This is a genomic window from Paenibacillus sp. OK003, from assembly GCF_900109515.1.
GTDB classification, from domain to species: Bacteria; Bacillota; Bacilli; order Paenibacillales; family Paenibacillaceae; genus Paenibacillus; species Paenibacillus marchantiae.
The window spans coordinates 107,839-134,529 of the sequence record NZ_FOBD01000013.1 but is presented as its reverse complement, the minus strand read 5'-3'; the positions used below and the strand labels follow the sequence as shown (position 1 = coordinate 134,529).

Annotated in this window: 27 protein-coding genes and 1 other RNA gene; 21 read left to right on the top strand and 7 right to left on the bottom strand. The window is 46.8% G+C overall.

Features of this window, described 5'->3' with window-relative positions; all coding sequences use genetic code 11:
* Positions 1 to 132: 132 nt before the first annotated feature.
* The 3 genes from BMW94_RS20490 to BMW94_RS20480 all read left to right on the top strand — a co-directional run bounded on the left by BMW94_RS20490 (position 133) and on the right by BMW94_RS20480 (position 1,791).
* Positions 133 to 969 (top strand): YesL family protein, encoded by an 837-nt coding sequence (locus BMW94_RS20490; protein ID WP_091000793.1) that lies wholly within the window; start codon positions 133 to 135, stop codon positions 967 to 969.
* A gap of 51 nt (positions 970 to 1,020) precedes the next feature.
* A non-coding RNA gene (ssrS, locus tag BMW94_RS20485) (6S RNA) lies at positions 1,021 to 1,212 on the top strand.
* 186 nt (positions 1,213 to 1,398) lie between these two features.
* Positions 1,399 to 1,791 carry a DUF1499 domain-containing protein gene (locus BMW94_RS20480; protein WP_024629239.1) on the top strand — a complete coding sequence of 131 codons (393 nt, stop codon included), beginning with the start codon at positions 1,399 to 1,401 and terminating at the stop codon, positions 1,789 to 1,791.
* Positions 1,792 to 1,864: 73 nt separating this feature from the next.
* Here BMW94_RS20480 and tpx read toward each other — a convergent pair whose 3' ends face one another.
* Positions 1,865 to 2,383, bottom strand: coding sequence for a thiol peroxidase (tpx, locus tag BMW94_RS20475; protein ID WP_091000792.1), 519 nt, complete (start codon positions 2,381 to 2,383; stop codon positions 1,865 to 1,867).
* Between the two features lie 148 nt (positions 2,384 to 2,531).
* Between tpx and BMW94_RS20470 the strand changes: the two genes are divergently transcribed.
* Together BMW94_RS20470 and BMW94_RS20465 are read left to right on the top strand one after the other, a co-directional pair.
* Positions 2,532 to 3,158, top strand: a complete 627-nt coding sequence (locus BMW94_RS20470) for a rhomboid family intramembrane serine protease (RefSeq protein WP_091000791.1) — start codon at positions 2,532 to 2,534, stop codon at positions 3,156 to 3,158.
* A gap of 72 nt (positions 3,159 to 3,230) precedes the next feature.
* Positions 3,231 to 4,142, top strand: coding sequence for a glutamate biosynthesis transcriptional regulator GltC (locus BMW94_RS20465; protein ID WP_024629242.1), 912 nt, complete (start codon positions 3,231 to 3,233; stop codon positions 4,140 to 4,142).
* A 36-nt stretch (positions 4,143 to 4,178) separates the two neighbouring features.
* Here the strand turns inward: BMW94_RS20465 and BMW94_RS20460 are convergent, their stop codons facing one another.
* Positions 4,179 to 4,859, bottom strand: coding sequence for a zinc metallopeptidase (locus BMW94_RS20460; RefSeq protein ID WP_062322116.1), 681 nt, complete (start codon positions 4,857 to 4,859; stop codon positions 4,179 to 4,181).
* Between the two features lie 29 nt (positions 4,860 to 4,888).
* Positions 4,889 to 5,317 (bottom strand): MerR family transcriptional regulator, encoded by a 429-nt coding sequence (locus tag BMW94_RS20455; RefSeq protein ID WP_024629244.1) that lies wholly within the window; start codon positions 5,315 to 5,317, stop codon positions 4,889 to 4,891.
* 354 nt (positions 5,318 to 5,671) lie between these two features.
* On the opposite strand from BMW94_RS20455, the gene BMW94_RS20450 reads away from it, so the two are divergent.
* From BMW94_RS20450 to BMW94_RS20440, 3 genes are read left to right on the top strand one after another with little or no spacing between them, the layout of a single operon-like run.
* A complete protein-coding gene (locus BMW94_RS20450; protein ID WP_091000790.1) occupies positions 5,672 to 7,072 on the top strand; it encodes an ammonium transporter in 1,401 nt (466 codons plus the stop codon).
* 42 nt (positions 7,073 to 7,114) lie between these two features.
* Positions 7,115 to 8,200, top strand: coding sequence for a DUF294 nucleotidyltransferase-like domain-containing protein (locus tag BMW94_RS20445; RefSeq protein WP_091000855.1), 1,086 nt, complete (start codon positions 7,115 to 7,117; stop codon positions 8,198 to 8,200).
* Positions 8,197 to 8,934, top strand: coding sequence for an exonuclease domain-containing protein (locus BMW94_RS20440; RefSeq protein WP_091000789.1), 738 nt, complete (start codon positions 8,197 to 8,199; stop codon positions 8,932 to 8,934). Before BMW94_RS20445 ends, BMW94_RS20440 begins: the two co-directional genes overlap by 4 nt.
* On the opposite strand, the gene BMW94_RS20435 is transcribed toward BMW94_RS20440, so the two are convergent.
* Entirely contained in the window at positions 8,920 to 9,408 is a 489-nt protein-coding gene (locus BMW94_RS20435) for a M67 family metallopeptidase (protein ID WP_091000788.1), read from the bottom strand. The two genes, BMW94_RS20440 and BMW94_RS20435, sit on opposite strands and share 15 nt — an antisense overlap.
* Before the next feature lie 194 nt (positions 9,409 to 9,602).
* On the opposite strand from BMW94_RS20435, the gene BMW94_RS20430 reads away from it, so the two are divergent.
* Positions 9,603 to 10,154: a TlpA family protein disulfide reductase gene (locus tag BMW94_RS20430; protein ID WP_091000854.1), complete on the top strand. Its 552-nt coding sequence runs from the start codon at positions 9,603 to 9,605 to the stop codon at positions 10,152 to 10,154.
* Positions 10,155 to 10,248: 94 nt separating this feature from the next.
* On the opposite strand, the gene cimA is transcribed toward BMW94_RS20430, so the two are convergent.
* A complete protein-coding gene (gene cimA, locus BMW94_RS20425) occupies positions 10,249 to 11,868 on the bottom strand; it encodes a citramalate synthase (RefSeq protein ID WP_091000787.1) in 1,620 nt (539 codons plus the stop codon).
* A 546-nt stretch (positions 11,869 to 12,414) separates the two neighbouring features.
* Here cimA and BMW94_RS20420 point away from each other — a divergent pair.
* The 3 genes from BMW94_RS20420 to BMW94_RS20410 all read left to right on the top strand — a co-directional run bounded on the left by BMW94_RS20420 (position 12,415) and on the right by BMW94_RS20410 (position 15,691).
* The gene (locus BMW94_RS20420) at positions 12,415 to 13,719 is read left to right on the top strand and encodes a DNA polymerase IV (RefSeq protein WP_091000786.1); all 1,305 of its coding nucleotides are present in this window, start codon (positions 12,415 to 12,417) and stop codon (positions 13,717 to 13,719) included.
* A gap of 119 nt (positions 13,720 to 13,838) precedes the next feature.
* Positions 13,839 to 14,081, top strand: coding sequence for a ferredoxin (locus BMW94_RS20415; protein WP_062322102.1), 243 nt, complete (start codon positions 13,839 to 13,841; stop codon positions 14,079 to 14,081).
* A 170-nt stretch (positions 14,082 to 14,251) separates the two neighbouring features.
* Positions 14,252 to 15,691 carry a L,D-transpeptidase family protein gene (locus BMW94_RS20410; RefSeq protein ID WP_175480777.1) on the top strand — a complete coding sequence of 480 codons (1,440 nt, stop codon included), beginning with the start codon at positions 14,252 to 14,254 and terminating at the stop codon, positions 15,689 to 15,691.
* 85 nt (positions 15,692 to 15,776) lie between these two features.
* Here the strand turns inward: BMW94_RS20410 and BMW94_RS30600 are convergent, their stop codons facing one another.
* Positions 15,777 to 15,914, bottom strand: coding sequence for a hypothetical protein (locus tag BMW94_RS30600; RefSeq protein ID WP_162842436.1), 138 nt, complete (start codon positions 15,912 to 15,914; stop codon positions 15,777 to 15,779).
* A 283-nt stretch (positions 15,915 to 16,197) separates the two neighbouring features.
* On the opposite strand from BMW94_RS30600, the gene BMW94_RS20405 reads away from it, so the two are divergent.
* The 3 genes from BMW94_RS20405 to BMW94_RS20395 all read left to right on the top strand — a co-directional run bounded on the left by BMW94_RS20405 (position 16,198) and on the right by BMW94_RS20395 (position 18,727).
* Entirely contained in the window at positions 16,198 to 17,295 is a 1,098-nt protein-coding gene (locus BMW94_RS20405; protein ID WP_091000853.1) for a quinone-dependent dihydroorotate dehydrogenase, read from the top strand.
* A 135-nt stretch (positions 17,296 to 17,430) separates the two neighbouring features.
* Positions 17,431 to 18,246, top strand: a complete 816-nt coding sequence (locus BMW94_RS20400) for a GTP diphosphokinase (protein ID WP_053783647.1) — start codon at positions 17,431 to 17,433, stop codon at positions 18,244 to 18,246.
* The gene (locus tag BMW94_RS20395) at positions 18,233 to 18,727 is read left to right on the top strand and encodes a DUF309 domain-containing protein (protein WP_091000784.1); all 495 of its coding nucleotides are present in this window, start codon (positions 18,233 to 18,235) and stop codon (positions 18,725 to 18,727) included. The genes BMW94_RS20400 and BMW94_RS20395 overlap by 14 nt, the downstream gene beginning before the upstream one ends.
* A gap of 213 nt (positions 18,728 to 18,940) precedes the next feature.
* Here BMW94_RS20395 and BMW94_RS20390 read toward each other — a convergent pair whose 3' ends face one another.
* Entirely contained in the window at positions 18,941 to 19,489 is a 549-nt protein-coding gene (locus tag BMW94_RS20390; RefSeq protein ID WP_091000783.1) for a thioredoxin family protein, read from the bottom strand.
* 228 nt (positions 19,490 to 19,717) lie between these two features.
* On the opposite strand from BMW94_RS20390, the gene BMW94_RS20385 reads away from it, so the two are divergent.
* The 6 genes from BMW94_RS20385 to BMW94_RS20355 all read left to right on the top strand — a co-directional run bounded on the left by BMW94_RS20385 (position 19,718) and on the right by BMW94_RS20355 (position 26,680).
* On the top strand, positions 19,718 to 21,403 hold the full coding sequence (locus tag BMW94_RS20385) for an RsmB/NOP family class I SAM-dependent RNA methyltransferase (protein ID WP_091000782.1): 1,686 nt from the start codon (positions 19,718 to 19,720) through the stop codon (positions 21,401 to 21,403).
* The gene (locus tag BMW94_RS20380; RefSeq protein ID WP_091000781.1) at positions 21,400 to 22,146 is read left to right on the top strand and encodes a pseudouridine synthase; all 747 of its coding nucleotides are present in this window, start codon (positions 21,400 to 21,402) and stop codon (positions 22,144 to 22,146) included. The genes BMW94_RS20385 and BMW94_RS20380 overlap by 4 nt, the downstream gene beginning before the upstream one ends.
* A gap of 344 nt (positions 22,147 to 22,490) precedes the next feature.
* A complete protein-coding gene (locus BMW94_RS20370; protein WP_091000852.1) occupies positions 22,491 to 23,294 on the top strand; it encodes a Cof-type HAD-IIB family hydrolase in 804 nt (267 codons plus the stop codon).
* A gap of 99 nt (positions 23,295 to 23,393) precedes the next feature.
* Complete coding sequence (locus BMW94_RS20365) at positions 23,394 to 24,449, top strand: hypothetical protein (RefSeq protein WP_091000779.1); 1,056 nt, start codon at positions 23,394 to 23,396, stop codon at positions 24,447 to 24,449.
* A gap of 101 nt (positions 24,450 to 24,550) precedes the next feature.
* Positions 24,551 to 25,105, top strand: a complete 555-nt coding sequence (locus tag BMW94_RS20360) for a GNAT family N-acetyltransferase (RefSeq protein ID WP_091000778.1) — start codon at positions 24,551 to 24,553, stop codon at positions 25,103 to 25,105.
* Positions 25,106 to 25,549: 444 nt separating this feature from the next.
* Positions 25,550 to 26,680, top strand: a complete 1,131-nt coding sequence (locus tag BMW94_RS20355) for a glycosyltransferase family 4 protein (protein ID WP_091000777.1) — start codon at positions 25,550 to 25,552, stop codon at positions 26,678 to 26,680.
* Positions 26,681 to 26,691 lie beyond the last annotated feature (11 nt).

Sequence of the window (26,691 nt, the reverse complement as noted above, 5' to 3'; positions counted from 1 at the left end):
TGTGCAGATTATGCCAAACCAGTGAGCCGTCGATCTCTTTTCGGGAAGGGCTGGCTTTTCCTATCTATAATAAGGTATATTAATATTATTAGAATTAAGGCTAGACGCAAGGCTGCGGAGGAGGAGAATTGTTTGGAATTTAAAGGAGCTATGGGTGGGATCTACCGACTTACAGAGTGGATTACGAGACTGGCCGCAACCAATCTGTTGTGGGCTATTTGTTCGTCTCCGTTCTTGTTTTTCTTGATTATGAAACTGCTCGTGATGCAGCAGAACCTGGCCAACGAATCACTACAAATGAACTGGGCTATAGCCATTGTGGCACCGCTTACACTATTCCCGGCGACGTCGGCGCTGTTTACGGTTGTACGTAAATGGAATATGGGTGATACGGACGTGCCGATCTTCCGTACTTTCTTTGTAGGTTACAAAGAGAACTACAAACAGAGTTTAATTGGAGGTATATTCTATACCTTGCTGTTTGCCATCATGTATCTGGATTACACAGTATACATGACACAATTCAAGAATATGCAGCTGGTCGGAATTATTATGCTTGTACTGTTGCTGCTGCTGTTTGTTTCTCTCTTTAACTTCTTCTCGATGGTTGTACATTACCACATGTCCATCGGATTGATCATCAAAAATGCGGTTCTGTTGACGCTGATTAGACCATTCCGTGTATTTTCCACGTTGCTGGGAAGTGGATTGTTGTTCTATATCGGTTTTCGTTATCCGGTCTTGTTCATCTTCTTCATTATTAGTATTGTTGCCTGGTTTGCTTTCTTCAACTTCTACGCAACGTTTAATAAGATGCAGGAGCAGATGGAGAAAATGCAGCTGAAGAAAGAAGAAGAGGAAGCTGCACAAGCTGCTGAACAGGCAGGGGAGTCAGTTGAAACGAAAGAGGCGGCTGAACCATCTGAGGTTAAGCCATCTGACGAAAAACAAGATAATCTCCAAAAATAAAACATGAGCTGTCACCATTTACTTTTTACACAGTTAGGGATATAATAATTGTACATCCTGCGATGTACGTTTCGGTTATTCGTTGTTTTGAACCAATGATGATGTCTTCGGGAGATCAATACAGAATGTTGCTGAAACGCCCTGTCTATATGACATGGGGACTTCAAAAAACATTTTTGCGGCCACCCACCTGCCAAGCAGGTTCATAAGACAATGTAGCCGGACGGCATAGGCGGGTTCCTATTTTATCATGTACAGCACCCTGACTTTTTCCTCTAATCGAGGAATTTCAGGGTGCTTTTTATTTGAGCTTATTTTGTTGAATGGGCTGTATTTTGTTAAAAGTGTCGCTTGCCCTTTTGTTACTACATGAACAATGTTACACTAGTATACATAAATGGAACGGTTACATTCAAAGGAGGAAGGGTCTTGACCTTAAAGAGAACGCTCGTCGGTATCATCCGCAGCATGGAGGGAACCAGCGATCGAGCCAAGGATCCCAAATTAAAAACACGGTATTATAACTTATCCAAAGACAGAGCCTGGGAAGAGGTTTCTTCGACACTCAAAAAAATCCCGGGTTATAAAGTGCTGCATGAAGTACCTTCTGTAGGAGAGGTCATACTGGAGAAGCGGACTACCTTTGGACGGACGATGGATATTACGGTTTCCATTATATCGGTAAGTCCTGTACGCAGTGCGGTCGATATGTATTCGGCTTCGCGTGGTTCACTTGGAGACCTGGGTTCTAATTATCGCACGATTATGAACTTGTTCTCCGTATTGGATAAGAAGCTGAGTAAGTATAAGTCAAATGATTGAAATAGATGGGTGAATAACAAAAAGCGAGAGAAGGTTAACCTTCCTCGCTTTTGTTCTGAACGTGAACTACCTTTTACAGCAAGGCTTTTACAGCGGAAATCGCTTGCTCGAAGTTAGGGGAGTCTGTCATCTCAGGCAGATATTCCACATATGTAATTCGGTCTTCAGCATCCAGCACAAAGATGGAGCGCATGTCCAATTGGAATTCTTTGATCAGAACACCGTAGTCTTCACCGAATGAACGTGTTTTGTAATCAGACAGTGTTACGACGCGGTCAACTCCGGCTGCGCCGCACCAGCGTGCTTGTGCAAATGGAAGGTCAACGCTTACTGTCAATACGACAACATTGTCTCCGAGCTCTCCAGCTTCAACATTGAAGCGGCGGGTTTGGGCATCGCATACGCCAGTATCCAGTGAAGGAACAACGCTGATTAATTTGATTTTACCTGCGAAGTCTTTCAGTGATGCATCTTCAACCAGGTTTTTACTCAGTGTAAAATCGGGTGCTTGATCGCCCACTTTCAATTCGGGTCCGATCAATGTAATAGGGTTGCCTTTAAAGGTGGCTGCGCCTGTACGTTCTTGTGCCATAATAATGTTCCTCCTTATAAGTTGGTGATCCGTGCCAAAATCCATTATAATCTTTTATGAAAGGCATTGTCCAATTCGGAAGAAGGATTATTAGAATGGGTCAGACTTGCAGGCCGATCTGAACAGGGTGGAGTGAAAGCAGAAACTTATGATATTTATCAGGTATGAGAACTGGAAAAGTTATTTGAAATTTTTTCCTTTGACGTCGATTCTTTTAATTGCCAATGTTGTTATGTTTATTGTATTGAGTTTGAACGGTGGTTCCACAAACAGTATAACGCTGCTTAAGTTTGGAGCGCTTGTTAACCATGAGTTATTTGCAGCGGACTGGTGGCGTTACATTACGTCCATGTTCCTGCATGCTGGTTTCAGCCACTTGTTGTTTAACAGCTTTGCTCTCATCGTATTTGCACCACCAATGGAACGGCTGCTTGGGTCGGTGAGATATGGTGTGCTGTACTTGGGTGGAGGCATTCTGGGCAACATTCTGGCTGTTGCGTGGTATAACTCGGTTGGAGCGACGACCATATCGGTAGGTGCTTCAGGCGCGATCTATGCAATCTATGGAGCGTTTCTGTATGTAGCCTTGTTCCAGCGGACAATGATGGATGAAACCTCACGTAAAACGTTGTATACGCTGCTTGTATTCGGAATTATTTTTTCCTTTGCCATGACAGGCATTAACTGGATGGCGCATTTGGGTGGGTTGTTAGGTGGATTCTTCATCTATGGACTTCTCATCCGCTTGTGGAAACCCCGTAGCTTTAAGCAGTAGTCGGAATGATCTGAAGACGGAATGCAATCAAGGATAAGTAGGGTATAGAGCAGATTGGAGAGATCAGGGGCAGTGGAATTAAGACAGTTGCATTACTTTTTGAAAGTGGCACAGAAGGAGCATGTTACGCAGGCGGCGGAGGAATTGCACGTAGCGCAATCTGCAGTGAGTCGTCAGATTCATCAGCTGGAGGAAGAACTGGGAGTAGACCTTTTTATGCAAAAAGGGCGAAATTTGCAGTTGACCGCAGTCGGGCAGCTCTTTTGCAAACGAGTTGAAGGCATATTGAAAGATCTGGACAAAGCGGTCGGGGAGGTACATGAGTTTCTCGACCCGGAGCATGGTGAAATTCGTATTGGTTTTCCTCACAGTCTCGGTATTCACTTGATTCCTTCGGTTGTAGCAGCGTTCCGTCAGCGTTATCCTAACGTCAAATTCAGATTCAAGCAAGGCATGTTCCCAACGCTCATTCGCGATGTGTTATCGGCTGAAGTGGACTTGGCATTTATATCTCCATTTCCGGAGAAGCACGACCAAGTAGATGGTGACATTGTGCTTACGGAAGAACTGCATGCAATCCTTCCACCTAATCATCCATTGGCTGGTGAAGAAAGCATTGCGTTAGAGCAACTTAAAGACGACAAGTTTGTATTGTTCAGTAAAGGGTATTCTCTGCGTCCGATTGTCTGGCACGCGTGTCTTGAAGCAGGGTTTACGCCCAAGATTGCTTTTGAGGGTGAAGAGACGGATACCATTCGCGGATTGGTTGCCGCTGGCATGGGTGTGAGTTTACTGCCAGAAATGGCGCTTTTCCAGACGAATCCGCTGCAACCGGCGCATGTTGCCATTTCTCATCCCAAAGTCACGCGCACGATCGGGTTGATCCACCGTGCGGATGACAAACTTCCGCTTGTAGCGCAGTCATTTCGTTCATTCTTGCTTAATTATTTCGGTTTACAGCAAAACAATACCCCATCCGATTAACGGTGGGGTATTGTTTTTTTTGATTAGTGTATTCAATTAGTCACGGCTATTGAAAATTCCGATGTAACGAATCAGTTCCAGCAATGAGATCAATGCTGCAGCGACGTAAGTCAATGCTGCGGCATTCAATACTTTGGCGACGCCTCTCTCTTCTTCGTTCCGGATATAACCTTCCGATACCATAATCTCTCTTGCGCGGTTACTTGCATTGAACTCGACTGGCAACGTAATGAGTTGGAACGCAACAGTTACAGAGAAGAAGATAATACCAATACCTACTAGGTTCATTGCATTAAAGATGAATCCAGCAATGAGCAAGAAGGGAGCAAGTCCGGATGCGAAGTTGACGATTGGGAAAATCCGGTGACGTAGTGCCAACATCGGATAACTTTCCTTGTGCTGAATCGCATGACCCACTTCGTGACAGGCAACGGAGACAGCTGAGATTGAATTTTCATAATATACAGGCTCAGACAACCTCACGACTCGATTAATCGGATCATAGTGATCGGAGAGTGCTCCACGCACCGGTTCGATAGGAACGTCGTGTAGGCCATTGGAGTCCAGCATATGACGGGCGGCATCGTAACCGGTCATTCCATTCAGGTTTTTAACATCAGACCAACGATTGAATGTACTCTTAACGCGAAATTGCGCCCATAAGGAGAGCAAAAAGGCGATAATGATCAAAACGAACATACCGTTATTAAAACTCATATTCATTCCTCCGCTTTCTAAATAATAAGCTACATCATGGTGTTCTCAAGCAAGATTTTCAAGGCTTCCATCGTACCAGCACTTTTGGCGAGCAGTCCAGCCATCATCTTGCGTGCTTGTACAGGTTTCATCTCGCCAAGCAGCGGTTTAAGCTCATTCACCTCTCGCTCAAGCTGTTGCACGTGGAGCTCCAATGTTGTCAGTTTGCTGGCAACCTGCTCTTCCGTGCTCACCAGACTCCACTTCTCAAGAGATTGCTTAATCTCGTCGAGACTATATTTCTCTTGTTTCATCTGTACAATACGTTCAAGCCTGGTTAAAGTTTCATTACTATAAAGACGATAGTTTTTTTCTGTGCGCTCTTCAGGAGCGATGAGACCGAGCTTCGTGTAATAATCAATCGTCCGTTCGCTCACACCTGCAGTTTTGGCAAGTTCGCCAATCCGAAACAATTTCATATCCCCAATGATATTCACCTCGCTTGCAAGTTCAAATGTAGGGAATTGTTAATTCCAGTTGCGGCTTTGCATAACCCGCCCAATTTTTTTCTTACTAATAGTTATGATACATGATCTTTAACCATACAGTCAAACGTTACGCTTTGGTGGCAGTCAGGCTGCGTTTCTATATCTATGTACTCATGGGACATGATTATGTACTTAAATGCAAGAAAAAGACGTATGACTTTATTCCCAGAAATATTTTTCGGTTTTGCTGAAAATACTCTTGTCAACTTTCCTGTCTTCTGCTTATAATGGCATTAAGAGTTTCACGAAATGTGAAGAAACTTAACATAAGAGGGAGTGGGGTATATGAGAAAGAAATGGTTGGTTTCGGTGTTAATAATGCTTACTTTATTGGCTTTCCCGGTCAGCGCATTTGCAGCTGCAGAGGGGCCAACTAACATCGAACTTCAAAGCGGTCTGAACTCAGCCTTTACGTTTCTGGCTGTTGTGCTGGTTTTCCTGATGCAAGGGGGATTTGCTCTACTTGAAGCGGGTTCGACTCGAATGAAAAACGCAGGACACATTGCGGGGAAAACAATCCTGACATTGGGAATTTCGGTTATTGCCTTCTGGGCTCTTGGCTTCGGTCTTGGTTTCGGTAATGGTAACAGTTTCTTCGGAACAACCGGATTTTTCCTGAGTGGGGACGGAATGGCTGCTTCGTTCGAATCCCTGGCCTTCTCTGATGTTCCGCTAACAATCAAGTTTGTATTCCACCTTGCCTTTGCAGCAGTATCCTTGGCCATTGCCTGCGGTGGTATGGCAGAACGTGCAAAGATGAGTGTATATATCGTTTTCGGTACGCTGTACACCATTATCATGTATCCGGTTGTTGCTCACTGGGTATGGGGCGGCGGCTGGTTGGCTGAGCTTGGTATGCAAGACTTTGCGGGTTCGACGGTTGTTCACTTGACGGGTGCAACTGCCGCACTGGTAGCCACGATCTTGTTGAAGCCGCGTATCGGCAAATATAACAAAGATGGTAAACCTAACATCATTCCAGGTCATAACCAAGTTTACTCCGTACTCGGTGTAATTATTCTCTGGATCGGTTGGTTCGGTTTCAACCCAGGTAGTACATTATCTGCCATGGGTGATGGATTCTTTGGTTATGTAGCTTTGACTACAAATGTAGCAGCTGCTGCTGGTGGTGTGGCTGCACTATTGATCTCATGGGCTGTATTGGGTAAATCCGATATTCCTAGCATGCTGAACGGGGTGCTTGCGGCACTCGTTGCCATCACAGGTGCTTGTGCATTCGTAGAACCATGGGCAGCTCTGGTTATTGGTGCTTTGGCAGGTATTATCACATTCTTCACGGCTCAATACTTTGAGCGTAAAGGAATTGACGATCCAATCTATGCTTTCTCTGTACACGGTATTGCCGGTATGTGGGGAGCGATCTCTACAGGTTTATTCGCTACACCGGAACTTGCTGAAAATGCTGGTGTAGGTCAGGCGGGTCTGTTCTACGGTGGTGGTTTCCACCAACTGGGCGTTCAGCTTCTGGGTCTGGCAGGCGCATTTGCCTTCGTACTGATCATGTCCTTCATTATTCTCGGTGGTATGAAAGCTATCATGGGAATCCGTGTAACGGAAGAAGAAGAAACGATGGGTCTGGATTTAAGCGAGCATGGTACTTACGGGTACCCTGAACAAATGAAAAATGTAGAAACTAAATCCAATGGCGGTACGTTCAGCTCCTAAGAGGAATGATTGCTGAATCATGCTTCAAGGAGGCTGGACATGATGGAACCCATCCCGTATATAAATCAATCCTGGTCCTATCAGGGAATAGATGATGCGGCATCTTCTCAAGAACTGCGCCAGGCACGTGTGATATTGCAGAATGAGCTCCAGGAACTGTTGTCCGCTTCCTTGTCGCCGATTGAATGGTACCAGACGGTAAATGAACTGCATGACCGGGTTGCTCGGCGAGCAGTAGAGTTATGCATCCAGGGGATGGTAGAGGAAGGCCTTGGCCAACCTCCCGTCCCCTATGCCTTTATCGTTTTTGGCAGTTCCGGCCGGCAAGAAGCGACGTTATGGAGTGATCAGGATAATGGCATGATTATCAGTGATACCCTGCATGAGGGGAAAGAAGCATATTTTGCCGAACTAGGGCTTCGAATGGCCGATATGCTGGAGGCACTTGGCTACGCCAAATGTGAAGGCAAAGTGATGTGTTCGGAGCCTTTATGGAGGAAAACGCTGGAATCCTGGAAGGAACAACTGAAAGCATGGCGATCGGACCTGTCGTGGGAGCCGGTTCGCAATCTGATTATCGCTTCAGACATGCGTTTTGTTGCGGGTGAGCCAGAGCTCGCGGAGGATTGGATTTCTGCATTTTATGAAGGGTTCAGATCGGTTCCTGAGCTTTCCGATGCTGTGCTGCGCAATACCGTTAAACATAAGGCGACACTGAACATTCTCGGAAGGGTAGTAACCGAACGATTCGGTGAACATGCAGGTGGATTTGATGTCAAATACGGCTTGTATATTCCGCTGGTGAACAGTGCGCGTTTTCTGGCTTTACAGCATGGTATCAAAGAAACGTCTACGCTCAAGCGGATTCAGAGGTTGGTCTCGCTTGAAGCCGTTCCGCTTACTTTGCTGGATGCAGCTCAGCGAGCCTTTATGACGGCTTTGAAGCTGCGACGCAGTACACCCGTTGTGATGAAACAGGGGTTACAGCATAGCGGTGGTTTCCTGAATGAGAAACAGTTGAAGGAAAAACAAATGCTTTATGAACTCCGGGATACGTTGGGGTTGGTGCGGCGAGTACATCGTGCGCTGCAAAGACAACTTCGTTTTGCAGAAAGGAGACGTCCATGAGAGAGCCGGCAAGGGGCAATACTGGATTCTGGAATTCGCTGCGCCAGGGAGGGGTTCCTTCCGCCATCGCTTCCATAATGGGAGCCCCTACGGCGCAACATATGGCGTTCATCCGTTCGATGATGAGAGAACAGCGCAGACCCGAGGTCCTTCATACGCCCTTGAATGAATTGAATGCTGTCGTATTCGATCTAGAAACGACGGGCTTCTCTCCCCAGCATGGGGATGAGATCCTTTCCTTTGGGGCGGTGCGTATTAATGGCGGTGTGATACTGGAGAATGAGCAGTTCTATACATTGGTTCAGTCCAAAGTCTCCGTTCCGGAACATATTACTGAACTGACGGGAATTACTCAGGAAATGACGATGCATGCTCCGTCGCTCCTGGAAGGCTTGCATGACTTCATGTCTTTTGTTGGCGGAAGTGTACTGGTTGCCCATGCAAGCGCGCATGATCGGGCTTTTCTGAATGCGGCCTTGTGGCGGACATCCAAAGTAAGGCTAACTCACCGGCTCATCGATACGATGATGCTGGCACGTTGGCTAGAACCGAACAGACCGGGTTATGGTCTGGATGAGTTGCTGGAATCCAAAAGCATTCCGATCTATGGACGCCACCACGCTTTGGAGGACGCCAAAATGACTGCACAGTTATGGTCCTGTTATCTGGAGGATATGTCTCGCAAAAATGTAGAAACATTGGGTGATCTGTACACCCAGTTAAGTCACGCATAGCGGGGCGGGTTGTAAGCTGTAAGATTGAATATGGCTCATTCTAATGCTCGAATCAACAGCTGCATGAATTTGATAACCATTTAGAAGCATCTTTGATTGTGTACCAGTTGTCTGATCAGGCGAGCCTATAAAATAGACCTGGAGTAGTCCGGCGAAAATCGGTAGGTTACGCAGATCCTCATTGGAAGGAACGGGAGTGGTTCGGGGATGGGAGTGAAAGAGTCCGATAAGTTGTGGCTCATTGAACACACACCGGATCCATTCTGCATCTTCCAATGCGAAATGGTGCAGCGGGTCAGGCGCTACGTTACGAATGGGCTGAAACCGACTGATTCGTATGCCGCCCGCTGCGGCTTCACCCAGCACAACCCCGCAGGTTTCCTGTGGCAGTGAAGCGAACATGTACTTAGACATCTCCTGTTCTACGGAGGAAGGGATGTATAAGGTGTTTTGCTGCCCGTGAAGTGCTGCCATTTGTATTCACCCCTCTCTCTTTGGCTCCTGCTTCGGCAGGAGTCCTTTTTTATTTTATTTTATTTTATTTTGTGTGACTCGGATTGTAAAATTTTAAAGGAAAAGGGTACAATATGAGAGAGAGCTTGAAATATCTCACATGTTAGAAGAGCGTGAATCTCGATATGTTTGATTATACAAAAGGGTGGCTGGTCATGAAACGAAATATGTACATACTGCTGGGTGTTGTTTTGCTGGTGGGCATTGCTTTGGCTCAAAATGCAGACAACGGAATCGCAGCTGTGTTTAAGCAAGAGGAGCCAATGCCCACGGAGACGGGGCCGAAAGCGAATCTACTGGCACCAGCATTCTCTTTGCCAGCCATGGATGGGAAAACCTACGCTGTAGGTGGAGCCAAAGAAAAAGCCATCTTCGTCAGTTTCTGGGCATCCTGGTGTGAACCGTGCAAGCAGGAAGCACCCGCGCTCAATGCATTAGCAGCAAAATACAAGGATAAACTGGATCTCTACGGTGTGAACGTAACCACGTACGATAAAATCAGGGATGCCAAAGCTTTTGTAGATGAATACAAACTGACGTTCCCTATTTTGCTTGATGAAGACGGAGCGGCATATGCCAAATATAACGGTTTAGCTTTTCCGACGAATGTATTGATTGATTCTCGAGGTGTCGTTCAGGAAATTATCTTGGGGATTTTGCCTGAGAAAGAGCTGGAGCGTAAAATCAAGGAGTTAATTGAGGATTAGCCAAGCAAGAAGCTAGCCAAGCGAGAAGCAAAAGCGCCTGTCTTCCAATGTTTTTTGGAGACAGGCGCTTCTTTTATTTTCCGGGAAATATGCATTAATGGTTGCTTAGTCCGTGAGCAGGGATGTTGACTACGCCAGGCTCGTCCTGCAATTTTTCCTGAAGAAGGGCATAACGGAAACTGTGTACGAGGGCTTCCCAGCTCGCTTCAATCACGTTCTCGGATACACCGACCGTATTCCACGTGTTTTCCGTGTTTTTGGATTCAATTAATACACGTACCTTTGCGGCGGTAGCGTCTTTCTCATCCAGAACACGTACCTTATAGTCGGACAAATGCATGTTGGCAAGGGAAGGGAAGTACTGCACAAGTGCTTTCCGAAGTGCGTTATCCAGTGCGTTGACCGGACCGTTGCCTTCAGCTGCGGTATAAGCACTTGTCCCGCCTACGTTAAGTTTAACAAAGGCTTCCGAAACAACAGACTTGCCAGCCACTTTTTCAACAAGCATCTTGAACGATTCAAAGGTAAATAATTCTTTCATGTCACCGTTGGCTTCACGAATCAACAATTCAAGGGAGGCATCGGCGCCTTCGAACTGATAGCCCTGATGTTCCAAATCTTTGATTTTCTCAATGATGTGACGTGAGTTGGCACTGCTTGGATCGAATTCAAGACCCAGTTCCTGTGCTTTGGACACAATGTTGCTTTGTCCTGCCAGTTCGGAGACGAGCACACGCTGTTTGTTACCAACCAACTCGGGGGCGATGTGTTCGTAGGTCCGGGAATCACGCAATATAGCAGAGACGTGAATACCGCCCTTGTGAGCGAAAGCAGCATTTCCAACGTAAGGCTGGTTGATTGGCATATTTACGTTGGCAATCTCGCTGACATAACGAGCAACATTTGTAAGCTGTCTCATCGAATCCTCAGTAACGCACTCATATCCAAGCTTCAGTTGCAGGTTAGGGATAATGGAAGCCAGATTAGCATTACCACATCTCTCTCCATAACCGTTCATCGTACCTTGCACCTGTCTGGCACCAGCTTGTACAGCGCTTAAGGTGTTGGCTACAGCAAGTTCACAGTCATTATGTGTATGAATGCCCAGATGGGCTTGCGGAAGTCGTCCAGCGAGAGTGGACACGATCTCGTACACTTCATGCGGCATCGTTCCACCGTTGGTGTCACACATTACAAGCCAGTCCGCTCCAGCTTCATGGGCTTTGGTCAATACAGCCTGTGCATATTCCGAATTGTTCTTAAATCCATCGAAGAAATGCTCTGCATCAAAAATGACTTCCATATCGTTTTGTTTCAGATAGGCAATGGAGTCGTAGATCATCGACAGATTTTCTTCCAAAGTAGTCTGCAAAGCAGTGTGTACGTGGAAATCCCACGATTTTCCTACCAGAGTCGCTGCCTGAGCACCGGATTCAATCATGCGCTTCAAGTTGGCGTCTTCACTGGCGATGCTACCTTTACGACGCGTACTGCCAAAAGCGACAACCTTCGCGTTCAGGTTCAGTTCCTTGACTCTTTTGAAAAACTCAATGTCCTTGGTGTTGCTGCCTGGAATTCCGCCTTCAATATAATGAGCACCCAGGTCATCGAGCTTCTTGGCAATTTTGAGCTTGTCATCTGCCGATAAGCTGACTCCCTCCCCTTGTGTGCCGTCACGTAAAGTCGTATCGAAGATGGAGATGGCCTTTGACATGAAGATCCTCCTTTAAGATGAAGCGCTTTTTTTAGAAAGTTTAATGGTGTGTTTAAAAAACATATGGGCATGTTGGTGACGAATCCTTCGATTCTGTACCGCTACACTGTATTAAATTCAAAGTGTAGATTTGTCCTAAAATCGTGAATTTGTATAATTAATTATTATAGCACCATTATCGCCAAATGCTACATCGAATTCACCATTTGGTGTAACAAATGATGGATTGTAGAGTTAAGTGAGCTGTAAACGTAGTCTTGTAATATGTTATGCTTCATCTAAATACAAGTATTCCAGGATTGAATATGAATTCAAACTTTGTCTTTATAAATGGAGGGAAAAGGATGAACTTTGTTTGGGAGAATACAATTATTTCACTCATTATAATCGCTATTATCGTCGTTGCCGCGTGGGGTATCATTCGATCGATCGTTAAATCTCTCCGAAAATAAGGGGTATAAATGATTTTTACATAAGGGATTTTGATATAATAGAGTAGAGAGTGCATTTAGCGGAATTGTGTATACGAAAGGGCGGTGGTGGATCATGTCTTCAGACGAGACGCATAACAACATAAATGTAGATCGATATTATCCTACCGCCGGACGAGTGATTTTGCATGTCGATATGAATGCTTTTTATTGCTCTGTACATGAAGCCGAGGAACCGGAACTATATAAAGGAAAAGCGACGGCCGTTGCGGGCAGTAGTGAAGTACGCAAAGGTGTCATTGTAACTTGTTCGTACACGGCACGGAGCAGAGGCATTTCCACAGGTATGGTCGTTCATCAAGCTTTGAAAAAGTGTCCTGACTTAATTGTAATTCGTCCGGATTTTCATTTATATCGTAGGTATTCGAGAGAATTCATGAAAATAGCTTACAGTTATACCCCGCTGCTTGAAGCGACCTCAATCGATGAGTGTTACCTCGATATTACGGGGTCCAGACAGTTCGGTACACCGCTGGAAATTGCGGAAAGTATTCAGACCAGAATCCGGGATGAACTGGGGATGCCTTGTTCGATCGGAATTGCACCCAACAAGCTGCTTGCCAAGATGGCCTCTGATTTGAAAAAGCCGAATGGCATTTCGATTTTGCGGATGAGGGATGTACCTCAGATTTTATGGCATAGACCTTGTAACGAGATGTTTGGCATCGGCAAAAAGACAGCGGAGAAGCTAAAGAAGCTGGGCATTGAAACCATAGGCCAGCTGGCCAAATCAGACGAGCGGATGTTAACCGATGTGTTTGGAATTAATGGTTCTTGGTTAAAAAATTCAGCAAACGGCATTAATCATTCGGCAGTTCAGGCTGAACGTGAAGCGAACAAATCGATCGGACACACAACAACGCTGCCTGCGGATATATCTGAAATGGATGATGTACATCGGGTGTTATTGAATATAAGTGACCAGGTTGCCAGACGGTTGCGCAAGCACGAAATGCTCAGTCAGGGCATTCATATTACGATTCGTACACCGGATATGAAGACGATTACGAGATCACGGATGATGGAAGTGCCTACTGAAGATGCCTCGATCATATACCGGGAGGCCTGTGCTTTATTTGCGAAACATTGGCGCGGCGGGAAGCCTGTTCGTATGTTGGGTGTGACCCTCCAAACACTGATTCCGCGTGAGGAGTCCGCGATACAGCTTGATCTGTTTGAATATGAGCAGAAACCGAAGAAGGAAAACCTGATTCGCATCATGGATCAGTTACGTGACAAATTTGGCGAAAATGCTGTCGTTACTGCTGGCATGCTGGGGGATGATCCTTCTGTATTACTGCGCAATCATAAAGTCCGGGGAACGTCGCTGCAAAAAGATAATTTGCAAAATCTCGATTAAATAGGGCATAATGGAGTCTTGAGGCTGTTAAAATGATTTGTAATAACTCTTACTTTGTATTAATATGTTTCTAGATAAAAATACTGTACGTTTTTGAATAATAGGAGGAGAGATTGGTAATGAGTAAATATACTTGGGTAGAAAAAGATACATGTATTGCGTGTGGAGCATGCGGAGCAACGGCGCCAGACATTTATGACTATGATGATGAGGGTTTGGCAGAAGTAATCTTCGATGGAGATGCCAACCAAGGGATCAAAGCAATTCCGGATGACTTGTTCGACGACATGCAGGATGCTTGTGACGGCTGCCCTACGGACTCCATTAAAGTAGCGGATGAACCTTTCAACAAAGAAGGTTAATTCCTTTCATATGAACATACAAAAGCACATTCTTCTGTCTTTGGGACAGAGGGGTGTGTTTTTTTGTCGAATGTTGAGGCTTAGATCCGGGTACTCAAGTCCTATGGATTTCTTGTCATCATTTGCCGATATATAAAGAAACGGAAAAAGGCGAAATGATGGAGGATCGGATGCAAAACACTCACCTACGAACATATGTAAAGAAACATCCCGATAATAAAATGGCCTGGTATTTACTCGGTAAGGAATATTTGGGTGAAGGGCAGGAGGCCAAGGCGAACTATTGTTTTCAACAGGCGGGTGAAGTCTACGAGGCTTTTGAGCGGAGTAAAGCACCGGCCGATATCTGGGTGGATTATCAGGAGAAGCTGGTTGAAATGGCTGAGCAAAAAGAGAAAAAACATCGTGTTCGCAAGATGTGGCTTACCCTGCTGATGCTGCTTGTACTGGCAGGATTACCACCTGCGGATGCTCCTGGTTTCAATCGGGATGCAGCCGAGGCCTTGGCTTCAGCGTTGGAATCGACGGATGATTCCATGGATAGCGAATCAGGGAATAAGCCGATGGAAGACCTGGCTCTTGTTGCAGAATCCAATGTGTTTACAGCTGGAGCATTCGGTGGCGGGGACCAGGGTGAGGCTGCACTTGCAGCTGCATGGTCAGGCTCTGGTGTGAAAGTGCAGACATCGGCTGTGCTTGGAATGCAGACCGCAGGTAACTGGACATTATGGAAGCGAAATATGGCGGTGAAATACATCGTTCAGACAAACAGCAGTGGCAAATTAACGGCACAGAGTTATGATGCCAAACAGTGTAACTGTGAACCACCGGAAGTATCACCGGAGATCAAGCGTCTGGCACAAGCCTGGACAGCCAAACAGGAATCCGCGGCAGCTCTGTCGAGTGCAATGATTACATATAAAAAACAAAACGGTAGCTGGCCGAAAAGTGTGGCACAACTTGCCCGGCCATTTCCAAATAATATTCTCGGAGAGACTGCACCTGGCATGACTCGGATGTTTCCGACACTACTAGCCATGCATCAACAAGGGCGAATGGGAAAAGGGAAAAACACAGATGAGGGAACAGGTGAAAGTTCAGATTTGCCGCAAGGCAAAAACGCTGCATTTGTGGATACGTTAGGCGGAAAGCCTTTTTTGCAGGATCGGCTTGAGATCATCGTGGACAAGAGCAGGCATAAGCTTGCACTGATTAGTGGCAACACCATTATTCGGAACTACGAGGTGGGGCTTGGAGGAGATCGCACTCCAGAGGGTTCGTTTGTCATTTCAGACAAGGTTGTTAATCCAAATGGTCGCTCTAACGGCGAATTTGGAAGTAGGGGCATGCAGCTATCGGACACGAATTATGCCATCCATGGGACCAACGAGCCAAACAGTATCGGGCTGGATGAATCCCTTGGATGTGTGAGAATGAGTACTGAAGATGTGGAAGAGCTATTTGCTCTTGCTCCTCAGGGAACTCCGGTACGCATCGGGAAAGATTTGCTGCCTGAGACAGCTATGGTTCCAGAAGCGAAGGATCGCTACCGGTACACACTTGTTCCCAAGCAAAATAATCCGAATAAGACGTATCATTGGTTGAATTAAACGATAGACCAAGTGATTCAGACCGAAGAAAACGTAAAATCCAAGCCGGATTGGTATGTAGATGCAGGAACAGTCGGTTGAGCATTTACAGGTTGGCGATAATAATAAGCGCACCAATGATAATGATCAATCCACCGACACTGGCTGCCGTCCAGATAATGGCTTTCCGGTTGACCTCATCTTTCTTTTGCTGCAAAGTAGGTGGTTTGCGTTTGGGAGCCATGGGCTGTTCCTCCTTCATGGAATAAGGCTATATAGATGTAGCCATGCTCCCATTGTAAAGAATTCAACTCGCCATTTCCAGTAGGCGGGTGGATTTCTTGTGAGCATTTTGCATCATACGATTCCTGTTGCTTGTGGGGGGATGCAAAATGCTTCTGTCTGTGCTCAAACTACTTTCCTTTTGAAGAAGAAACGGATAGACTTGTGTATAGAGTGTTTTTTTACATATGAAAAAGACGGAAAGCAGTTTTTTCAGCGTACCGGACCAGAACGGAGTGAGTGATTTGTTATACAGAAGTCTTGCTAAACCCTTGTTGTTCAAAATGGACCCTGAGCAGGCCCATCATCTTATTATCGGCGGCCTCAGTGGAATGGGGAGTATTCGCCCGGTTCCTTCCGGTTTGCGTGTCATGTATGGCGTGCGTGAAACATCGGATCTGGCTGTGGACATGTTCGGATGTCATTTCCCTACACCTGTAGGACTTGCGGCCGGATTGGACAAAAACGGACAGGCTGTAACGGGCTTTTCTTCCATCGGGTTTGGCTTCATGGAAGTGGGCACAGTCACACCGCTTGCACAGCCAGGTAACGACCAGCCACGGTTATTCCGCCTGCCTCCCGACGAGGCATTGGTGAACCGGATGGGCTTCAATAACCTTGGAGCCGAAGCGATGGCGGGTGAATTGGCACGCCTCACGGAGCGCCGAATTCCAGTGGCCGTAAATATAGGTAAAAATAAGGCGACATCAAATGAAGAAGCGCATTTGGATTATGCAAAATGCATTCGAGCGCTATACGATTATGCGGACCTGTTTGTGGTGAATATCAGTTCACCAAATACACCGGATTTGCGTAATCTGCAACATGGGAATGAACTGAAGGAATTGCTTGCCGCTGTCATGAATGAGATGGAGACGCAGCGCAAGAGAGCGGGTAGTTCCGTTAAATCGGTGCTGGTCAAAATTGCACCGGATGTGAATGACCAGGAGCTTGAATATATGGTGAGTACCATTGCAGATAGTGGAGTTGCCGGAATCATCGCAACGAATACTACGATTAGCCGAGAAGGTCTGTCTCATCAGCATGCCAAAGAGACAGGTGGACTAAGTGGCAAGCCGCTGCGTGACCGTTCCACGGAGATCATTCGCCAAATCTATCGCCAGACCGAAGGTAAACTGCCAATCATTGGATCGGGGGGCATTTTCACAAGTGAAGATGCTTACGAAAAGATTAAAGCAGGGGCCAGCCTGGTGGAAATTTATACGGCATTGATCTATGAAGGGCCTGAAGTGAACCGGCGCATTCATGCCGGACTGCGTGAATTGCTGCGCAAAGACGGTTACAGTCATATTTCGGAAGCTGTCGGTGCAGAGCATCGTTAAGCAATCTTTGGGAGTTCCCTGGATAGAAAATTAGAAGCTCGGAAGAGGGTAAAGTCGTACGGGACTCTTCCCCCCGCTTAACATCATGTATAATGGATAAGAACAGGGGAAGCTATAGAGACAGGAGGCATAAGCATGGACGGTAGAGACTGGGGTACATTTTTACTTCCTTATGAACAAGCGGTAGAGGAATTGAAAGTTAAGTTTAAAACGATGCGGGCGGAGCTTAAGAAAAGGGAAGAATACGCCCCGATCGAATTCGTTACCGGTCGTGTCAAAAAAATATCCAGCATTCTGGAGAAATCCAGACGCCTGAATGTGCCGCTTGATCAGGTGGAAACAGGCATTGAGGATATTGCAGGTATCCGCATTATGTGCCAGTTTGTGGATGATATTCGGCGGGTAGCCGAGTATATTCGTGGACGTAAGGATTTGACGGTATTAATCGAGAAAGATTATATCACCAATTTCAAAGAAAGCGGCTACCGCAGTTTCCATATGATTATTGAGTATCCTGTTCAGACAGCTCTTGGGCAGAAGAATGTGCTGGCCGAGATTCAGATTCGGACGCTGGCGATGAACTTCTGGGCCACGATCGAGCACTCCCTGAGTTACAAGTTTCGGGAGAGTCTGCCGGATGATATGCGCGCCAGATTGAAAAAGACGGCGGAAGCCGCTTTTGTACTCGATAATGAGATGTCGGCGATCCGTCTGCAAATTCTGGAGGCACAAAAGGCCTTTGAAGATGATTCCAATATTGTATCAAGAACGCTGAACATCATACATCAATTGTATTTCTACCACCTTGTGAACGAAGCGATAGAGGCACAAAAGCGCTTCAATGACTGCTGGGAACGTCATGATATGGAAGGGTTAAAAGACCTTCTGGATGATGTAAAAGCACTTCTGAACGCGGCCAGAAAGGGCGAAAACCCGGATGAGCAGCTATGAACCGCTGTATGTTGACTATCTGATCTACTTCAATCGCGATCAGGACTACTTTGAATGCCATGAAGTATTGGAAGAACTGTGGCTTGAACGGGATCGGGATTCTCTGTACAAAGGTTTGCTCCAGATTGCAGTGGGGCTGTATCATTTCAGGAATGATAACCTTCGCGGAGGACGCATGATGTTACAGAGTTCGGTAAATCTGTTAAAGTCATATCCGGAAACTTCGCGAGGTATTGCCCTTGGACCGTTGGTGCATGAAGTACAGGAGCTGGTTCATGGACTTTCGGGTCCTGAGCCGCAGAATTTTCCTTACAGAGACTTGCATATTCAGATTCAGGATGAGGTACTGGTGCAGGAGGTTCGGAAACGAGCTCTTGAACTGAAGCCTAATATTCCCCAACGCCGAAGTCCTACACGTGGACGAATCTATGAAGAGAAGATGAAGGCAATGCAGCAGGAGCAGAACGTGCAGAGCGAGTAAGCTTGTAATTCGAAAAATATCATTCACTTCATCATTAACATGTTCTCAGACATATGATCTATAAAAAACACCCCGACCGTTCCTCTAGAGGAATTGGCCGGGGTGTTCGATATTGAAGGACATCTTTAAAGTTAGGAATAATTCCAGAGCTTGTCCAAGCAAAGGACAATAACATGCATGCGGGTCCATCAAATCCGCGAAGGGAATATACGATTAGCTTGCCGATGGAGTGGCACTGCCTTTATATTTCTCGAAAAATTGCTTGTAGTCATCCAGGGTATAACCGTTGTCACTGCCATTTTCCTGCAGCCCGCCAACCATACGGTCTTTCTCAACACCATCCTGATAATATACCAGAGTTGGTGTGTACTCAATGTTATAATCGGTCCAACCGGAATCAAATTCGCGCAGATTGAACTGAGGCAGTTGAATGCCTTCTTCATCGACCAGTGGCATCAACTGAGGTGTTGTCGCACGGCAGTGTGAGCAGTCGGAGGCAAAGAAATAGACAAAGAAGCTGTCTTTGTTATCAATTCTGGCTTTCAGATCAGCAGGCAAAATAATTTGTTGGTAGTTCGGATCGTCCAGCAGTTCGCGTGTTGCGGGATTAAGTTTGGAGGCGGCGATGCCATAGGCATTCTGCACGCTGTCCATCTGTTTCTTGGATTGCTGGTTCACCAGGACAAGTGCTGCAATCAATACGACGAAAATACCCAGGAAAATAAGGATCGCAGCACTTTTCTTTTTCTTCTTGGATTTCATTAAGACATCCCCCATCGATCATATCGAAATATAGTTTTGGCAAAAATACAGGATGGGATAATATGCATAAACACCCGAATTTTTGCACATCCATCAATCTACTTGCCATTATACTACATTACACGCTGTAGTGGAATATATATGATGCATGAAGCAATAGGAAAGCCATGCCCGGATATGATAACATAGGACTAGTTGCAATTTTAACAAGACAGGATGAGTGGGATTATGGCTGTACAGCTGCCTTCGATATTTGCCGAGCGAATGAAAAGCTTGTTAGGCGATGAATTTGAACAATTTATGAAATCTTATGAGCAGTCGCCACATGCGGGGCTGAGAGTGAATACGTTAAAAATATCGCTGGAACAATTCAAGGAAATTGCTCCATTTGATATGCGACCCATTCCGTGGTGCGGAACGGGTTTTTATGTGCCTCACGGGGTTAAGCCGGGGTTACATCCTTATTATCATGCGGGCTTGTATTATATCCAGGAACCAAGCGCCATGGCCCCGGTTGAATTATTGAATGTGAAGCCGGGGGAACGTGTGCTGGATCTGTGTGCTGCTCCTGGCGGGAAAACAACCCAGATCGCAGCCAAGCTTCAGGGGAAAGGTGTACTGGTTACGAATGATATCCATGCGGAACGTACGAAAGCCCTCGCCAAAAACGTGGAATTGTATGGGGTACGCAATGCTGTTGTATTAAATGAATCACCGGAACGGATTGCGAATGCATTCCCTCATTATTTTGACAAAGTGTTAATCGACGCGCCTTGCTCGGGTGAGGGCATGTTCCGCAAAGATGAGGATATGGTGAAATCATGGGAAAATCATTCGGTGGAAAAATGTGTGCTGATGCAGCGCGATATTCTGGAGACTGCGGCCAAGCTGCTTGCTCCAGGGGGGACCATCGTATATTCCACATGTACATTTGCACCAGAGGAAAATGAAGCGATGATTGCGGAATTTCTGAACATCAATCCTGATTTTGTGGTGAATGACATCCCGGAAAGTGCAGGATTTGCTCCAGGACGACCGGAATGGGTGCGGCAGATTTTGCCCGAAAAAGCAGAAGAAACGGAATCTGTGCTGGATCAAACACGCGGCACTGCGAGGTTATGGCCTCATCTGTTGGAGGGGGAGGGACATTATGTTGCTGTATTGCAGCATCGTGCGGAATCTTTTGCAGAAGAAGACGGAAGTCAAGAACAGGGCAGCGGACTACAAACTGGACAGGCAGTGGGCGCAGATTTCACCGAACCAAATGAATTGGTAGAACCATTTATCCGTGTATCTGTACCCATCAGTAAAGAAGAGCGGAAACGGGAACGTCTAATGAGAACCGAATCCAGAGAACATGATAAGCATACCCGTGGTGGCAAGGCTCAGGGAAAACAGGGCAAAGGAAACGTACGTGGTGGTCGCAAAAACGAACGGGCTCAGGGACGAGGAACGGACCAGGCAAATGTCGATCCAGGAATGGTGTATGCTCAATTTGTACAAGGAAATTTGGAAATCGAGCTTGCTGGAGAAACGGTGTATTACGGCGATCGAGTGTATCAATCTTCAGTGGGTGCTGCCCGTCTGGAAGGGCTCAAGGTTATACGGCCAGGGTGGTTTATGGGTACCGTCAAGAATGGGCGATTTGTGCCCTCCCATCCGCTTGCATGTGCTTTGAATGCAGCTGAAGCCCAGAGATCCGTTAATTTATCTTCGGTAGACGGTGAAGCGGTAAGGTATCTCAAAGGAGAGACGTTGAACATCGAAGAAGCAAGAGTTGAACGTCAAGCAGATACGGCTGCCAAAGGTTATGTGTTGGTGTGTGTGGACGGATTTGCGGCTGGCTGGGGGAAATGGCTGGATGGTGTACTGAAAAATGAGTATCCGGCAGGCTGGAGGTGGACATCGGTATGAGTGGAAAAGGCAAACAAACGCTGCGTCTGGATAAAATATTGAGCCACATGGGCGTGGGGTCTCGAAGTGAGCTCAAAAAGATGGTGAAGCAGGGCAGAATCCGTGTGGACGGTAAACCGGTGAAAGACAGCGGTGTGCAGGTTAATCCAGACGTAAACGTAATTGAAGCTGACGGAGAGCGGATTGTGTATCGTGAAATGATCTACCTGATGCTTCACAAACCACCTGGCGTGGTGTCGGCAACCGAAGATAATCGGGATAAAACGGTGATTGATCTGCTGCGTAAAGAGGAGCGTGTCTTCGATCCGTTCCCTGTGGGACGACTCGACAAAGATACCGAGGGTCTGCTCATTCTAACGAATGATGGGCCGCTTGCCCATGATCTGTTATCCCCGCGTAAACATGTGCCTAAGACGTATGAAGCTCGTGTGCTGGGAAACGTTGACGAAGAAGATATTGAACAGTTCAAAGCCGGCATTCAGCTGGATGATGGATATGAGACGTTGCCTGCGGAACTGACGGTGCTGGATCGTGAGGAAACGGAGGAGGGCGTGATTTCTTCCATTTCATTGATCATTCATGAGGGCAAGTTCCACCAGGTGAAAAGAATGTTCCAGGCTGTTGGCAAACGTGTGGTTTATTTGAAACGTGTTGCCATGGGTGACCTGGAGCTGGATGCCAATCTGGAAATTGGCAGTTATCGCGAACTAACCGCTGACGAGTTAGATCGTCTGCGGAAGTAACAGCTCCCGCCCTTCGCGAAGCGGAGCAGGGAGCCGGGCAGGGTGCGAAGCGCTGCCCACCGCGCCAAAGGCGCAACAGCTCCCGTCCTTCGCGAAGCGGAGCAGGGAGCCGGGCAGGGGGCGAAGCGCTGCCCGTAATGGTCCCGCTTGAGCTTGGGCGGGACCGCCGCTGTCAAGCGGCAGCCCCGGCAACCAAGCGCTCCCACGCCTCCCGTCACATAGCAAGATCGAAACCTCCGCCGGTTAACGAGACGGGAGTCCAGAGGGCAGAGCCCTCTGGGGCCCTCCCTCGGAAGGGAGGGTTTGGGTGGGTGCGACTCTTTTACAGATAAGGAATGAAGACAATGACAATTAAATTAATCGCACTGGATGTCGATGGAACGCTGCTTAATGATCATCATGAACTTACCGAATTGACGCAAGAGACTTTAATTCGTGCTTCCCGTCAGGGAGCTGAGATTGTCCTGTGTTCAGGCAGAGGTCCTGCAAACACGATCCCGTTTATGGAGCAGATGGGACTTGACGGATATGTCATTACACATAATGGGGCGGTAACTGCACAGGTTCAGACTCGTGAAGTGGTGCACCATTTTGCCATGGATGGACAGGGACTGGAGCCTTTCATAACTTACTGCCGTGCGCAAGGTGTACATTTTGATATCAACACGGCGTTTGGACTCTATGTGGATCAGCCGGAAGGTTTGGAGCTGCAGGTACGCGAAATGTATCAAAACTTCATGGCAGAGCCATTAAAGCTGCCGCAATGGGCGGATATGACAGAGCCGCTTGCGAAATTCACTGCGTTTGGACCCATCGAGCAGATGAATGCGGTGCAACAGGAGTGGTCGACCTGGAATCTTCCATATTATATGACGCGCAGCGGTGATTTTTTCATTGATCTGATGCATCCCGAAGCCTCCAAAGGTGCAGCTCTAAAAAGACTGGCCGAAGCCAAAGGAATTCTGCCTTCCGAGATCATGGCGGTCGGTAACTACTACAATGACATCACCATGTTGACCTTTGCAGGCAAAGGAGTTGCGATGGATAATTCCCCGGAAGAAGTCAAGGCTGCTGCGGATGAGGTTACACTTTCGAACAACGATCAGGGTGTGGCCCACGCCATCCAAAAGTATGTATTGTCCGTCTAACCGTACACTATTAAATCTTGATTAGATGCTGTATCTTATAAACTGTCGCTCTCAAGGGTAACCTAACAGAATAACGTTAGAACCGAGGGGGACAGATACATGGAACTGAAAGTAGAGCTGATTCCTGATCTTCGTACATCAGGTGGCGAAGTGCAGGATATTATGGTGGACGGTCAATATGCGGGTTCGCTGCTGCTGGTGTTCAGAGAAGGAGATCGGGTATCTGGCAGTCTTCAGATCGAGCAGATTTCGCTACCTGACGAGACAGAACAATATATTGTGGAGCAGGTGCACGAATATATTCGTTCTCTCGCGGATGCGGTAAGTGCTGCTGAATATGAAGTGCTTGTAAGCTGCAGTACATTGTATTCTGTGTTACAAAAGCCAGAGTCTCAAACGGATGTATTAGTCCAGTCTTCACGGTCTGAAGATACGTATAACCACGATGGACAGAATGTTGGGGCTGTTGTAAATGAAGTAAACGTCATTCCTGGCTCACAAGCCGAATCGTTTACATATGAAGACCCGGAACATTTGCTGGAGATGGAGCTGGTAAGCGCCGGACGCAGCATATCCACCTATGTATTTAATGATGCCAATGGACAGGAGCTGGCCGAAGCCTCTTTGAAACAATATGGTACTGAGGTACAGGGTGAGATCCATTGGTATGATGAACCGGCAGAGAGTTATCAGGATGCGGCTGCCGAGCTGCTGGTACGAGAGCTGGATGAAGAAATCATCGATACGATTACGATCCGCATGTGGCATCAGGGGCAGGAGCTTGAAGCGGCGGAATGGGTGCATCGGGATTTTGCGGATGAGGATGAAATAGAGTCCGAAGAAGAGCTCGAAGAGATTGAAGCTGCTGAAGAAGCCTGTTATGTAATGTTGGTACGCAAAGATCGGGAGTTTCGGGTATATGATCTGTTTCTACAAGAACGCGGAGGGTTACCTGTAGGTACAGCAACGATCGATACCTCACAAGCGGATTTGTCAGGCTATATGGATTATCAGGTTCCCGGCACAAGTGCTCAGCGAAAGAGTCTGGTTGAAGTTCTAATGCGAGAGCTGGACAAAGAGCTTGAATTTGATACATTACATCTCACGATGTTATACCGAAATCAAATGATCGATGAAGCGAAGATCGAAGGGTAAGAGGCACAGCCTCTTGCCTCTTTTGTTTTCTTTTTGACGAAAAAGCCATTTCCCGGTATAGTACCATTAGTTTAAGAGAGACCTGGAAGTGGAGGAGAATCATGAAGCACTCATTCAGTATCACAACAGACTACATCAATGATGAATTCAAGGCATTGCAAGCCCAGCCGGAAGACACGGAGGATGTGATGTCCCTGCTTATGGAAACGGCCGAATGGCTGCGGAGCCAGGGGTCTTCTCAATGGAATGCTTTGTTAATAGGTGAGGATTCTCATAATACGGCGGAGGCCATTCAGCGTGGAGATGTATTTATATTTAAAAAGGGTTCTGACGTAGCTGGCATGGTTATTTTGATGAGTCAGCCAAGTCCATGGGATGTGCATTTGTGGGGAAGCCAAGCGCATGCCGGGGATGGCGCACTTTATTTACACCGATTAGCCATTCGCAGAAAGTATGCCCAGAGTGGACTGGGACGGGCGATTTTGCAATGGTCCAGCAGCGGGATACAGTTTGAGGACAAACATATTGTCCGATTGGATTGTGGAGCGGACAACGCAACATTGAATGCATTCTATGCGCGTAATGACTATACCTTTGTGCGAGAGATAGACGGCTACAGTACGTATGAGAAGGCGGTCACACATCGGTCTGTATAACACTGTATCCAACATAAGAAGTACATTCAAAAAGCCGGGGGCTACGATTGCTCACTGGCTTTCATTTGCATGTGCGCAAAGCGGCTTAACTTTCCATGCATGCATCTGATTCTTAGCCGAGCATCTCCTGAATATGTTGTATATACGACTCCGGAGTGAGGGCGTACGCTCAAACAAGATGAAAAAGATGAACGTATAGTAGAATAAAGGCAGCCAAGGAGCGATTATTTCCAGTGGAGTTGCCCCAATACCTAACAATATTCGTCATGTCGTCAGCGTCAGAACCAGCATGGTACAATTGATATTGAAATGAATTCTATTATTCAGCTGTAAATGAGCGAGTGATAAGAAATCTCATTTTGTACCTTTACTGAACATATGTTCTGGTATATCATGATTGAAGATGTAATGAAGAGACTTATGCTAGAAAGGGGGAAACTAACGGTGAGATTGCTGCAGGCGCTTTTCTTTCCTCCGGAGCAGCCCGGAGGTGTATCCTCTATGATTCCGTATATGCAAGAGAGGTTTACAACCCCGAGGTGGGAGATGGATCTGTTCTCATTGCCTAAGCGAATTCGCAACAAAGGCAGAGAAGATGTCCAGTTTGAGACGTTCGATTGGACTCAGTATCAGGATAGTCCTGTCGTGCAAAAATATATGCAAACCTACCGGGATTATTTGTGGTGGACCAAGCTGCGTATTCAGAAGCCTTACGATCTGATTCATGCCCATCACCCTATTGCGGGGCTTGCAATGAAGAAGGTTTTCCCGGATGTTCCCCTCATTCAAACGATCCACTCCAGTTATGAGCGAGAGCTGATTCTGAATGGGCGCATTGAGCCGGACGGACCGGAGCATCAATTCCTGCTGGCCATCTATGGTGAGCTGGAGCACCAGGCAGAGCGGTTGTTAACGGTATCGGATTCTTTCCGTCGTTATCTGGCGCCTTATGTACAGCATCCCGATGTTATCGGTGTCATTCCGAATGGTTTTGATGAGAAAAGGTTTAAGCCCATTCCCCATGAGAATGCGATCCCACAGCTGGTCACGGTATGCCGTCTGGTTCCGGCGAAAGGGCTGGATATTCTGTTCAAAGCCTGTGCCGAGCTGAAAGCGCGGGGACATGATTATGTGCTTCATATTATTGGGGACGGACCCATCCGTCCGGATTTGGAAGAATTGGCCCAGCGGCTGGGCATATATAATGAGACTATTTTTTATGGTTACACGCTGCACCCGGAGGAATTCATGCCATTTTTTGATATTTTTGTGCTTCCTTCGCGGGCGGAGGCGTTCGGGTCTGTTTTCGCGGAGGCAGCGCTTAGCTGTCTTGCCCTTGTAGGCACAGATGTTGGCGGCATACCAGAGCAGATCGAAAACGGCAGTAACGGCTTACTGGTGCCTTCAGAAGATCCGTCTGCATTGGCAGAAGCGCTGGAGAAGGTAATGGTTGACCCGGCATACCGTTATGAGCTCGCCCGTTCGGCCTGTGAGAAGGCCAAAACCCATTACTCTTTGGGCAGATCAGTCAATGAACTGAAAAAAATGTATTTACAATTTTCGAGCCAGGTCTAGTTTTCGGAAAA